The following is a 12,618-nucleotide window of genomic DNA, read 5'->3' on the forward strand; positions in this document are numbered from 1 at the left end:
ATTTTATTCTTTTACATCAATCTAAAATTCTTACCCTTTATCCGACAATCTCAAAATATCTCCAAAAACTCCTCTCGCAGTTACAGCAGAACCTGCACCTGCTCCCTGAATTACGATTGGTCTGTCTCCATAAGATTCAGTGTAAATTTCGAAGAAAGAATCTGAACCTTTTAGTCCTCCAAGTGCAGTATCAGAAGGAACCGAAACTAATTTCACTTCCAAATTTCCTTTGTCGTTTTGTAAATCGCCTGACAATTCACCAATGTATCTCAAGACATGGTTAGGCTTTTGTTCAGCTTTTATTTTATCGTAAATCAGGTCGAATTCTTTTAATTTGGTTAAGAAATCAGAAACATTTCCTTCACGTAAATGTTCCGGAATTAAATTCTGAATGGAAATTTCTTCAAATTCGTTTTGTAAATCTAATTCTCTCGCCAGAATCAATAATTTTCTTCCTACATCATTTCCGCATAAATCCTCACGCGGATCCGGTTCTGTGTAACCATTGTCGATTGCTTCCTGCAGAATTTCACTAAACGGAGCCTCCTTTGCAGAGAAATTATTGAACAAATAACTCAAAGTTCCTGAGAAAACCCCTTTTATTTTGGTAATATTTTCTCCCGAAAGATGCAGTAATTTTATGGTATCAATCAATGGTAATCCTGCACCAACATTAGTTTCATACAAATAATTCTTCTGGTTTTCTGCCAAAACTTTTCTTAGATCTTTATAAAAACCATAACTCAGTGTATTGGCAACTTTGTTCGAAGAAATCAAATCAAAACTGCTTTCTGCAAGCGTAATATAATTTTCTACAAACACAGCACTTGCCGTATTATCAATCGCAATTAAATTCTCTAAATGATATTTATCGGCATAATCGATAATATCCTGAATAGTGTACTCAATTCCGTTATTCTGAATCTCATTTTTCCACTCAGAAGTCACCCCGTTTTTATTTAAAACCAGATTTTTAGAATTCGCAATAGCGAAAACATTCAGCTTGATGCCTTTACGTTTTTCGATAGCATCGGATGACTCTAAAATTTGGTTGATCAGAGTTCCACCAACTAATCCATGACCAAAAATGGCAATATTGATTTTTTTAGAAACTCCGAAAATCTCTCCGTGAATTACGTTTAAGGCTTTATTAAGCTCGGATTTTTTAACCACCAAACTCACATTTTTACCCGTAACGGTGTTGTTAAACAAAATCGGAACAATTTTATTTTTGATTAAGGCTGTGTAAGGCTTGTGAAAAGTACTAAGATCCTGACCAATAATCGAAATAACCGAAACATTATCGGTTACCGTAATCTGGTTGACATCTTTAGAATAAAAGTCGTTTTCGAATTCTTTTTCTAATTCAACCATCGCAGTTGTCGCTTTATCTGTAGCCACAACCAATCCGATTCCTCTTTCTGAAGAACCCTGCGAAATAATACTTACACTGATATTGTGATCTCCCATTACCTTGAAAATTCGGGCATCAACTCCTGCTTTCCCAAGTAATCCGCGGCCTTCAAGATTCAAAAGCGAAACATTTTCAAGAACAGAAAGTGTTTTGATTCCTTCTTTTGCAGTATCTGAAGTGATTAAAGTTCCGCGGTTTTCATGATTGAATGTGTTTAAAATTCGAAGCGGAATATTTTTTTCCAACAAAGGAATAATCGTTTTGGCATGCAAAATAGTTGCCCCAAAATTCGCTAATTCGTTTGCTTCATTAAAAGATAAATATTCAATTTTTTTGGCATCAGCAACCAAATCCGGATTCGCTGTATAAATTCCGTCAACGTGAGTGAAGTTTTGTAATTCTTCGGCATTTAAATAATTAGCAATTAACGAAGCGGTGTAATTACTGCCGTTTCTTCCTAAAGTAGTAGTGTCGTTGTTGTTATTGGAACCAATAAAACCGGTTATGATATTAACAGTCGACCCATTATGCTCTTTAAAATAATTGATAACATTTTTCTTGGAGAGCTGATCCAGGGGCTGTGCATCACCAAATTTCGAATCGGTTTTCAGGAGTTCCCTTGAATCGGTAAAATTAGCCGGAATACCTTTTTCGATCAGAATAGCAGTTAATAATTTAGCCGAAAGCAATTCACCTTTGGATAAAATCTGGTCTTTAATTTTATTGCTGTAATCCCCAATCAGGCTTACTCCTTCGTAAAGTTTATCCAAAATCGTAAACTCCTCAGACAAATCAACCTGAGGATAATCTGAAATCTGGTAGGTTTTAAAATTTTCTAATAATCGTTTGTAATCACCGTTTTTTGCGGCAATTTTCAAAATATATTCCAGTTCATCTGTAGCATTTCCTCTAGCCGAAACTACTACTGCAATTTTTTCTCCCTGTTTTACTTTTTCTTCAATGATAGAGACAACCTTGTTAAGTCCTTCTCCGTTTGATAATGATTTACCTCCAAATTTTAATATTTTCATTGTGTCTTTTTATTATTTCTGCTTAAAAAATAGCAGCAAGTAAATTATCTAATTGTTTGTACTCGATTAAAAAAGCGTCATGTCCGTGAACCGAATTTATTTCGCTGTAAAAAACATTTTCTTTGAACTTTTTTAATTCATCATAAGTCTCCAGATTTTCTTTTGGTGTAAAAAACAAATCCGAATCGATTGCGACAATATGAATCGCTGCGGTTGTTTTAGACAACAAAGTTTTAAAATCTTTCGTATTTCTTGTAATATCTATGGTCTTCAGTAATTGGTTCATCAATTTATAAGAAGACAACTGATAACGTTTCTGTAATTTTTCACCGTGATGCGCCAGCCAGCTTTCTATATTAAAAATCAAAAGATCCTGATTAATGGTTCGCTGAAATTTTTCTTTGAATGATTCCGGTGAGCGATAGCACAACATAGCATGAATTCGAGCATCTTCAATTGGTTTTGACGAATTGTTCAGGATTTGTTCCTGTAAAAAACAATTTGCAATCATCCAGTCGGTCGATTTCCAGTCAGTTGCAATAGGAATTAAATGTTGGGTAATGTTTGGTTCAAGTGCCAGCATTTCCCAGGCAATTCCTCCACCTACCGATCCTCCGATAATAGCGTACAATTGTCCTGCTTTTAAAGTTTCGATTCCTTTCAAAAAAATACGGGCAATATCCCTGGCCGTAAAATCCTGATAATTTTCAATCGTAAAAGAATCATTTCCGTTACCGGGAACATTAAATGCTAAAACGGAATATTTAGTAGTGTCAATTGTTTTTCCTTCACCAATTAAATCATTCCACCAGCCATTTTCGCCGGTAACCTGTGCATTTCCTGTTAAGGCATGATTTACCAGTACAATTGGTGCACTGTGAAGTGGCAAACCAAAAAGCGCATAACTTAAGGGCAATAAATTATATAAAGCACCACTTTCGGTAGTAAAATCTTTTAATATGATCGGGTTGGGTATACTTTCCAATTTCAAATCTTTTATTTTTTGATTTGTATATGGAAATATTAGAAAGAAAGTCTAGAACGAGACTAGAAAAACTCTTTTTGTTATCTTTCCACGTTGGGCGTGGTAGAATGCAGCACCTTCTTCGCTTTACCGAAGGGTTGCTAAGGATTCATCGGGTCTAATCCCTCGTCCTTTCTTTATAACATTTCAATACGTTTCTGAACTTAACGGTGCAAATTAACTACTAATTTCTTAAACAAACAAATTTATCTGAACAGATTCTTTTATTTACAAAATATATTATACGCAAAAACTATTATACGCAAAAAATTACCGAACAAATTTGCCCAGTAAGATTATGCAGGTTTTACCTATTTAAAATGCTTTTGGATTTAGATAAAAAGCGCTTCATTTTCTTTAGAATACATCAAAAACAATAAAGAGTCAGGATTTTTCTTTTCCATTTTAACATCCGTTTCTGTGATTCCGAATCTTGGATGTATCAATTCGTTTTTTGGCGGTGGATTGTTTCTTTTTGCCCTTATGTTTTTTAATGTAGAAAATGTTTTTGTTAAGTAGTTCAAAGTGCTCATGATATTTGTGTTTAGTTTGTTTATATATATTTAATTATTTCTTTCGTTTTATTTAAGTCCTTTAAAACAAAAACCCTTTTGGTTTCAGATACCAAAAGGGTTTAAGTTGTTTTAACTTATATACTTTTGGAATCAACAGACGCATACACGAATAGTTGCGACATTGAACATCTTGTTCATCTGCAGGGACTTGTTCATCTGTGATTTATTTGTTATTTTAAAAATTTCTGGCATTTGTCGTATAATTAAAAAAGCCTCTCAAAATATTTTGGGAGGCTTTGCTATAATGATATTGTTCTTACAATTTTTAAGCAATAGACACCCCAATGGTTTCTTTCGAAATGGTACAAAACATTTTATAGGAATTAAACATATCTTCAGTAGTTTTTGGGTTTAACAAATATGCGAAAGTTTTTTTTATTTACCAAATATAAACGCACAAAACCAATAAAAAAACAATATTTTAATTTTAAAAATATCTTACAAAAATTACATCGTTTGAAATACAGATTAAACTTACTTTATTTAATGATTTTTGTTAGCTCTCCATAATCAGTCTTTCAAAGAACAAATCTTAATGAATTCATTTTGATTTTTTTGACCAAAAATTTGATTCAAAAAAAAAATCACCTCCGGCAATCCGATTACCAGAGGCAATTTTTTCAAACAAAAAACAAAAAAACTTTAATTTTTATTAAAGACTTCGCTGTGCGATTTGGCAACCGTTGCAAAAACTGTTTTCAAATCATCAATTAAATCTTCGATATGTTCAATTCCAACAGAAAGTCGAATCAGATCTTTAGAAACTCCTGTTTCCAGCTGCTCCTGATCTGTAAGTTGCTGATGTGTTGTACTGGCAGGATGGATAATTAGTGATTTTGTATCTCCGATATTTGCCAAAAGTGAGAACAGCCTGGTTTCATCAACAACTTGTTTCGCTGCTTCGTAGCCTCCCTGTAATCCAAAAGTAATAATCCCGCTTTGACCTTCTGGTAAATATTGCTGGGCTAAATCATAATATTTATTCGATTTTAATCCCGGATAATTTACCCAGACTACCTGGTCTTGTTTCTCAAGCCATTGGGCTAAAGCCAGAGCATTTTCACTGTGTTTTTTAATTCGGATTGGTAACGTTTCCAATCCCTGAATGATTTGAAACGCATTAAACGGACTCAAAGCTGCTCCAAAATCACGTAATCCTTCAATTCTTGCTTTTGCGATAAAAGCTGCATTCCCTAAAGCCTCATGGTAAACCAAACCGTGATAGCCCTCAGAAGGTTCTGTAAATTCAGGGAATTTTCCGTTGGCCCAGTCAAAAGTACCGGCATCGATAATAACACCACCCAATGAAGTTCCGTTTCCTGAAATATACTTAGTCAAGGAATGAATTACAATATTAGCTCCAAATTCAATTGGTTTGAGCAAATACGGCGTTGCCACTGTATTATCTACTATAAAAGGTACTTGTAATGCTTTGGCTTCTGCTGCAATTGCTTTTAAATCCAATACATCTAATTTTGGATTACCGAGTGATTCCACAAAAACAGCCCTTGTATTTTCTTTTGCCGCTTTTGTAAAGTTTTCTGCTTTTGACGGATCTACAAAAGTGGTCGTTATTCCTAATCTTGGCAGAGTCACTTTTAAAAGATTATAAGTTCCCCCATACAAACTGTTTGAAGCCACAATATGGTCACCGGCTTTCAGTAAAGTCAGTAATGTTGTCGAAATTGCCGAAGCCCCTGATGCCGTAACAACTGCAGCTATACCGCCTTCCAGTGACGCAAGTCGCTGTTCCAGAATGTCATTCGTAGGATTGTTTAATCGTGTATAAATAAATCCTGACTCAGCCAGACTAAATAAATTGGCCGCATGATCTGAATTATTAAAAACATAGGATGATGTCTGATAAATTGGTACGGCTCTCGTACCTCCATTTTTAGTTACGTCGTGTCCTGCGTGTAAGGCGTTTGTTGCAAATTTTTGTGTACTCATAATTTCTTAGTTTTTAGATGATTACTATTTTTATTTTTTTATTATTAAATGAAAAGATTTTCGTTTTCAGCAGCATACATGTCTGCGAGCAATGAATTTGTTTCATCAGCATATAATTTACCTTTTTGTAAACTTAAATCTGATTTTTGATTTACTCCGAAAACATTTTTCGGGTTAATTGACTTTAAGATTCTATAGATGATTTTCATGATTTTTAATTTTAATTAATGAAATAAAAAAAGCCCTTTCGGTTGGCTGCCAAAAGGGCTATAGTCAGAAACTATAACAAAGATTTTATCTTTCACTTTCGGCAACAATAAGTGGGGGTACACATCGGCATCTTACAACACATCATTATTTTATTTCTTACTGTATTATTCATTTTTTTATTTTTTTAACCCTATTTAGTAATTCCGGTTCCTGTAAAAATAGCCGGCAACTTTCACCTTTACAATTTTAAATGCTTTAATTGTATTCAAAAAAAAACCTCCGCAATGCAGAGGTCTTATTGTTATTTTTAGATTTAATACTAAACAATAGCGAACTCTGCGGAAGTTTCCGACATCATACAGCACATATTTTTGGCGATTAAATTCATTTTGTTTCTCTTTTGTTTCGCAAATTTGAGAACTTTTTTTCAATTCACCAAATAAAAAACAAATTAATTTCCATTACCCTATCGATTTAATGTACTAATGTTAAATTTCTCTTTAAAAAAATAAAAAAGTTGAACTTTAATTTGCAAATCAAAATGGTTTTGTACTTTTGCACCCGAATACAGAGGAAAAATTTGAACTGATTGCAACCTCTTCATAATGAAATGGTTCGTTATGAATGCTGAAAAATTGATTTCGGTAGTAAAAAATGCTAAAGCAGAAACTCTTCTTTAGCCATTTTCAGCAATTATTTCCTCGCTTAATTTTAATTTAATCATTATTATGGCTTATTTATTTACGTCAGAATCTGTTAGTGAAGGACATCCGGACAAAGTTGCAGATCAAATTTCGGATGCATTAATTGACAACTTTTTGGCATTTGATGCTGACTCAAAAGTAGCATGTGAAACTTTAGTTACAACTGGTCAGGTAATTTTGGCTGGTGAAGTAAAATCGAATACGTATCTTGATGTACAGCAAATTGCCCGCGAAGTAATCCGTAAAATTGGATATACGAAAAGTGAATATATGTTTGAGGCCAATTCTTGTGGAATTTTATCAGCAATCCACGAGCAGTCTGCAGATATTAATCAGGGTGTAGACAGAGCTAAGCCGGAAGAACAAGGTGCAGGTGATCAGGGAATGATGTTTGGTTATGCGACTAACGAAACTGAAAACTACATGCCATTGGCACTTGATTTGTCTCATAAATTATTACAGGAATTAGCGATCTTAAGACGCGAAAACAAAGAAATCACATATTTACGTCCTGATGCAAAATCTCAGGTTACTTTAGAATACAGTGATGATAATAAACCAACCCGTATTGATGCAATCGTAATCTCAACTCAACATGATGATTTTGATGAAGAAGCTTCAATGCTAGCCAAAATTAAAAAAGATATTATCGAAATTTTGATTCCTAGAATCATAGCTAAGAACCCGGAACACGCTCATTTATTCAATGACAAAATCAACTACCATATTAACCCAACAGGAAAATTCGTTATTGGAGGACCTCACGGAGATACTGGTTTAACAGGAAGAAAAATCATTGTTGATACTTATGGCGGAAAAGGCGCTCACGGTGGTGGTGCATTCTCTGGAAAAGATCCGAGTAAAGTTGACCGAAGTGCAGCTTATGCGACACGTCATATTGCTAAAAATTTAGTTGCTGCGGGTGTTGCAGACGAAATTTTAGTTCAGGTTTCTTATGCTATTGGAGTTGCTGAACCAATGGGTATTTTCATTGAAACTTACGGAACTTCTAAAGTAAACTTAACTAACGGTGAAATCGCTAAAAAAGTAGAAGCTATTTTTGATATGCGTCCTTACTTTATTGAGCAAAGGTTAAAATTAAGAAATCCAATTTATAGTGAAACTGCTGCTTACGGACACATGGGACGTAAACCGGAAACTGTTACTAAAACTTTTTCTGCTCCGGGAGGAAACGAAAAAACAGTAACCGTTGAGTTATTCACATGGGAAAAACTTGATTTTGTTGACCAGGTAAAAACTGCTTTTGGATTGTAATTAAATCCAATATATAAACAAAAAATGCTGTCTTATTAATTTAGGACAGCATTTTTTGTTTAAAAGAAGAATGTAATTATCTTTCCAATTTTACGTCTGGCAATGTTTTCGGACGGCCTGCATCATTTGATAAAATCCAGCCTGTACGGTACATCCATTCTGTCATTTTACGCAGTTTTATGTAATCAATATTTTCAGCTTCATCCATTGGAGTATGATATTCGCTATGCAAAACACTAGTAAAAAACACAGCAGGAATACCTTTACGGACATACGGTAAATGATCTGAACGGAAGTAAAAATATTCCGGATGTTCGGGTTTATCCCAAAGTTTGTCTAAATCAAATTTTGGTCCTTCATCATTTGCTTTTTTTGCAATTGCTACTAAATCTGAAGAGTTTTCGTGGGGAGAAGATGAGCCAAGCAAAGCTGCCTGATTTACATTATTTCTTCCAATCATATCGCCATTTAAAACTGCAATAATATCTTTTTCAGGAACTGTAGGATGCGATGCATACCAACCTGACCCTAATAATCCTCTCTCTTCGGAACCATGAAAAACAAACAAAGCTGTTCGTTTACCAGGTTGTTTTTTGTAAGCCCTTGCAATCGCCAACATTGCTACACAGGTGCTTGCATTATCATCGGCTCCATTATAAATCGAATCTTGCCCGTATTTTTGTCTCACACCATCATGATCCTGATGTCCGCTAAAAAGGACATATTCACTTTTCAGCTTGGCATCTGTTCCTTCAATTTTTCCAACAACATTTACAGATGGATATTTATATGTTTCAGAAACTACTTCGGCAGACAGTAAATCTTTGGTACTTTTCAAATATTCTAACTGATCATTATGCACCCAAAATGCAGGCATTCTTGGAGGTACCGGTATTTTGTCACGAAAACCTTCAATCCCGTATACGCCTCTTGTCATTTGAGGTTCAACCTGCGACCAACTTTTTTCTCCTAATTCATCTGCAACCAATATTAGTGCTGCTGCACCTTTTGAAAGCAATAAATCGTAATATTTTTGCTTAACAAACCCCGGATAGCGTCTGTCAAAAAGAGAAATTTCATCTGAAATTCCTTCTTTCGAAGCCAAAATTACAACTGCCTTCCCCTTAACATCACTTTTTTCGATTTCTGCCTTAGTCAATGTTCCCAAATAAAGTAAAGGAGCTTCTACCTTAATATTAGTCGTTTCTGCAACTAAAACTTCACTCCATAATTTATATGATTTCTGTCCGATTTTAAACTTTGTATTATTTGTAACCTGATGCCTGTACAAATCAAAAAACTGAAAATAAGTTCCGTCATCACCCGCAGGGCTCATTCCGGCTTCTTTGGCTTTATTGGCTAGCCACATCGATACTTTTAGTTCGTCTAAAGTTCCTGCTTCACGTCCATTAAAATGGTCACCAGCCATTTGATACATATCGGTTCTCAGATCTTTGTCTGTAATTGCTGAAACTAATGGTTTTTTAATTGCCTGTGAAAACATCACGCCACTGGAAGCAATTAAAAGTAATATTAATTTATTTTTCATATTCTTTAATTTAGTAATCCAAACTTAATGATTTTAGAACTTAAAATTTCATTTTTAACAACAAAACCAACAAATCACAATCAATATCAAACACAAAAGCCGTCAATATTGACAGCTATTGCGTTTTTCATATTACGAAAACTAATTTTCTCTTATTACAGTTTCTTTTACTACAAATTGTACTTCATCGAAAAGATGATATATCTGGGCTGAACGGTGTATTGCGAAACACGAGTGGAGAATTGAGAGAAGCTGTCATCATTAAGATAAGTGGTATTTAACAAATTGGTTGCAGCAATTTTATATTCCCATTTGCTGTTTTTCTTTTGATAAATCAAACTGGCGCTTAAAAAATCATATTCGTTATCGACTGACTTGTTTGTATTATAATAATGATAAAATTCATATTCTGAAACAAACGAGAAACTATCCAGAAAATAATAGTCAAATCTCGCAAAAGGCTTTTCTGTGAAGTACGTAGATCCGCTATATTTGTTGACTACCATATTATAACCAAACTCAATATTAGGAAGGTTTTTATAATTAGTGGACGCTTTTACAGTATAACTTTGCGTAAAACTTTCTGTCGTTGCTGGTTTTTCATTTTGAATATTATTGAATTTTGACCAATTTAGGCTAGCATTAACAGAAGCTTTGTAATTCTTTAAAAATGATCTCCCATAGCTTCCCATGGCAGATAAAGTTTCATCAGCCAAATTAGAATTATAAGGGTTGGATTTCTGGTTAATTCCGGTAAATTTTGCTTCGGTTTTAATAGCATCTACTTTTCGTGTGTAGGTCGCATTAGCAAAAATATTTTCAAAATTGAACATATTATACTTAAAATAACGAAGGGAATGCACCTGAGAAGTAGCATTCTCCAAAGACCGGTCTCCTCTGAACAAACTGCTGTAATCAGACAAAACGTAGCCTGCAGCCAATTGGTTTATATCGGTAAAATCGTTTGATAAAGAGAAATTATACGTCAATGTTTCTGATTTTTTGATTTGATAAAGAGCAAAAAAGTCAGGCAGTACTTTTACGAAATTCTGAGAATAACCTGTTCCCAATTGTGTGTTTGTCATTGTGTAAGAATGCAGACTAACACCGGGTGTCAACGTAAATTTACCAGCCAGAATTTTATAATGAAAACCTAAAAAAGTATCATTAAAATTATAGTTTACGTCATTATTATTTGACGTATCGTTTAGATCATTTTTATCACCGTTATCCAGAATCTGAAAAATATGAGAATTAAAATTTTGGTATGAATACGTGTTTCCTAAAGTAATATTGATGTTGCTTTTTGGTGTTACCATATAATAGTAATCGAGTTTCGCATCTATTTTATTTGTTTTTACAAAGCGATCCTGGTTATAATCGTTTCTTTGCTGACCGGAAGTGTAGCCTAATAAATCATTTTTATCAAAAGGCTGCGTCCGAAGATTGGCGTTATAAAAAGGATTTTCGTCCTGATACAAATGCTGCATTTCAAAAGCAAAAATATTTTTGGCACTTTGGGTATAGTACAAGCTCAAATTCTGATTAATCGAGGTCGGATTTTGCTTTTTAGTGGTAAAAATAGTTTCTGTATCTGCAATATTCTGTACAATTTGTTCTCTAAACAAATCTGAATATTCTTCTTGTTTTGTGAGCTTCGTTAAAACATCATAATCAAATTGAAATTTATCATTTGGTTTATATGTTGAACTGAGTTTAAAAAGTCCCAAATTATTTTTTTGATGCGTTTCTTCATCGTTTTTCTGCTGGTTACCCGAACCTAAAAACGTAGTCTGCGATTTGGTTTCCAGGTCTGTTTTTGAAGCCGAAAGTATTCCAAAACCACTAATATTCCAAGTTTTTGTTACTGAGTAAGCAAAGTTTGTTGCTCCAAATTTCGTTTCAATTTCTTTGGCGCGGTTATTTCTTAACAGCGAAATTCCTAAATCATTTGAAGAGACATTGAAATTGCTTCCTCCTTTTTTCATCATATTTTTAAATCCGCCTGTAAACTTAAAATAATCCTGAGCCGTAAAGGGCAATTCACCAATGTTATTAAAATTGGTAATTAAGTTAATACTGTATTTTGGACTGTAATAAAACAATTTGGGATTGATAACATAACGGCTATCAAGCTCTGCAACTCCAACTCCCGCAGTAACATCGCCAAACCAGAAGTTCTTTTTTCCTTCTTTGAGCTTAATATTCATAGCTACATTATCCTGATCGTTTTCAAGACCTTTTAAAGCACTAATTTCATTGTAGTTTCGTAAAACCTGAATTTTATCGATGGCATCAGCAGGAATATTTTTAACACCTAATTTGGTATCCCCGTCAAAAAAGTCTTTCCCTTCCACCATTAATTTACTGACTTTTTTTCCTTCAACCTCGATTTCGCCATCGGCATTTACCTCAACTCCCGGCAATTTTTTCAGGACATCTTCCAGTTTTCTTTCGGTTCCGGATTTAAAAGAATCAGCATTATACACAATGGTATCCCCTTTTATAGAAACTGGCATTTCACGGACAATTTCTACTCCTTCTAATTCAATTCCAACATCATCCATGACAATGTTCTGAACGATATTTTCGGTTTTGGTCGAAACCTGAATTTCTTTCGATTTCATTCCGAGATAACTAATTTTTACGATGTAAGCAGTATTAGGCTTCAGAGTTAATTGAAACTTTCCTTTGTCATTTGTAATCCCATAAGAATCCATTGCTTTTGTTGCAGAGTTAACCGCCATGATATTGGCCATTTCCAAGGGGTTTTTCTGTCCATCCTGAATAAAACCATCAAAACGAATACTTTGGGAAAAGCTGAAAGAGGTAAATAAAAAAACGATAAAAAACAGTGTTTTGTTCATTAAAAAAATGATTATGATA

At 34.1% G+C, this 12,618-nt stretch carries 8 protein-coding genes and 1 riboswitch; of the genes, 1 reads left to right on the plus strand and 7 read right to left on the minus strand.

Annotation, left to right across the window (positions count from 1 at the left end):
- Positions 1-30: 30 nt before the first annotated feature.
- The 5 genes from thrA to DMB65_RS22105 form a co-directional block, all read right to left on the minus strand.
- Positions 31-2,445 (minus strand): bifunctional aspartate kinase/homoserine dehydrogenase I, encoded by a 2,415-nt coding sequence (gene thrA, locus DMB65_RS06075; RefSeq protein ID WP_110305766.1) that lies wholly within the window; start codon positions 2,443-2,445, stop codon positions 31-33.
- Positions 2,446-2,467: 22 nt separating this feature from the next.
- On the minus strand, positions 2,468-3,430 hold the full coding sequence (locus DMB65_RS06080) for an alpha/beta fold hydrolase (protein WP_230470615.1): 963 nt from the start codon (positions 3,428-3,430) through the stop codon (positions 2,468-2,470).
- 77 nt (positions 3,431-3,507) lie between these two features.
- Positions 3,508-3,615: riboswitch (SAM riboswitch) on the minus strand.
- 186 nt (positions 3,616-3,801) lie between these two features.
- Positions 3,802-4,002 carry a hypothetical protein gene (locus DMB65_RS06085; RefSeq protein WP_110305768.1) on the minus strand — a complete coding sequence of 67 codons (201 nt, stop codon included), beginning with the start codon at positions 4,000-4,002 and terminating at the stop codon, positions 3,802-3,804.
- Between the two features lie 684 nt (positions 4,003-4,686).
- The gene (locus DMB65_RS06090) at positions 4,687-5,994 is read right to left on the minus strand and encodes an O-acetylhomoserine aminocarboxypropyltransferase/cysteine synthase family protein (protein WP_110305769.1); all 1,308 of its coding nucleotides are present in this window, start codon (positions 5,992-5,994) and stop codon (positions 4,687-4,689) included.
- A 44-nt stretch (positions 5,995-6,038) separates the two neighbouring features.
- Positions 6,039-6,203: a hypothetical protein gene (locus DMB65_RS22105; RefSeq protein ID WP_165834885.1), complete on the minus strand. Its 165-nt coding sequence runs from the start codon at positions 6,201-6,203 to the stop codon at positions 6,039-6,041.
- A gap of 729 nt (positions 6,204-6,932) precedes the next feature.
- Here DMB65_RS22105 and metK point away from each other — a divergent pair.
- Positions 6,933-8,183, plus strand: coding sequence for a methionine adenosyltransferase (gene metK / locus DMB65_RS06100; protein ID WP_110305771.1), 1,251 nt, complete (start codon positions 6,933-6,935; stop codon positions 8,181-8,183).
- 76 nt (positions 8,184-8,259) lie between these two features.
- On the opposite strand, the gene DMB65_RS06105 is transcribed toward metK, so the two are convergent.
- Both DMB65_RS06105 and DMB65_RS06110 read right to left on the minus strand, forming a co-directional pair.
- On the minus strand, positions 8,260-9,732 hold the full coding sequence (locus DMB65_RS06105; protein WP_110305772.1) for a M28 family metallopeptidase: 1,473 nt from the start codon (positions 9,730-9,732) through the stop codon (positions 8,260-8,262).
- Positions 9,733-9,902: 170 nt separating this feature from the next.
- A complete protein-coding gene (locus DMB65_RS06110) occupies positions 9,903-12,599 on the minus strand; it encodes a carboxypeptidase-like regulatory domain-containing protein (protein WP_110305773.1) in 2,697 nt (898 codons plus the stop codon).
- Positions 12,600-12,618: the final 19 nt, after the last annotated feature.

It is taken from the genome of Flavobacterium cheongpyeongense (assembly GCF_003202435.1).
Classification (GTDB): domain Bacteria; phylum Bacteroidota; class Bacteroidia; order Flavobacteriales; family Flavobacteriaceae; genus Flavobacterium; species Flavobacterium cheongpyeongense.

Bases quoted from the DNA above. Each gene is read 5' to 3' on its own strand.
- DMB65_RS06110 (WP_110305773.1), bottom strand. From the start codon at position 12,599: ATGAACAAAACACTGTTTTTTATCGTTTTTTTATTTACCTCTTTCAGC.
- DMB65_RS06105 (WP_110305772.1), bottom strand. From the start codon at position 9,732: ATGAAAAATAAATTAATATTACTTTTAATTGCTTCCAGTGGCGTGATG.
- metK (WP_110305771.1), top strand. From the start codon at position 6,933: ATGGCTTATTTATTTACGTCAGAATCTGTTAGTGAAGGACATCCGGAC.
- DMB65_RS06090 (WP_110305769.1), bottom strand. From the start codon at position 5,994: ATGAGTACACAAAAATTTGCAACAAACGCCTTACACGCAGGACACGAC.
- thrA (WP_110305766.1), bottom strand. From the start codon at position 2,445: ATGAAAATATTAAAATTTGGAGGTAAATCATTATCAAACGGAGAAGGA.
- DMB65_RS22105 (WP_165834885.1), bottom strand. From the start codon at position 6,203: ATGAAAATCATCTATAGAATCTTAAAGTCAATTAACCCGAAAAATGTT.
- DMB65_RS06085 (WP_110305768.1), bottom strand. From the start codon at position 4,002: ATGAGCACTTTGAACTACTTAACAAAAACATTTTCTACATTAAAAAAC.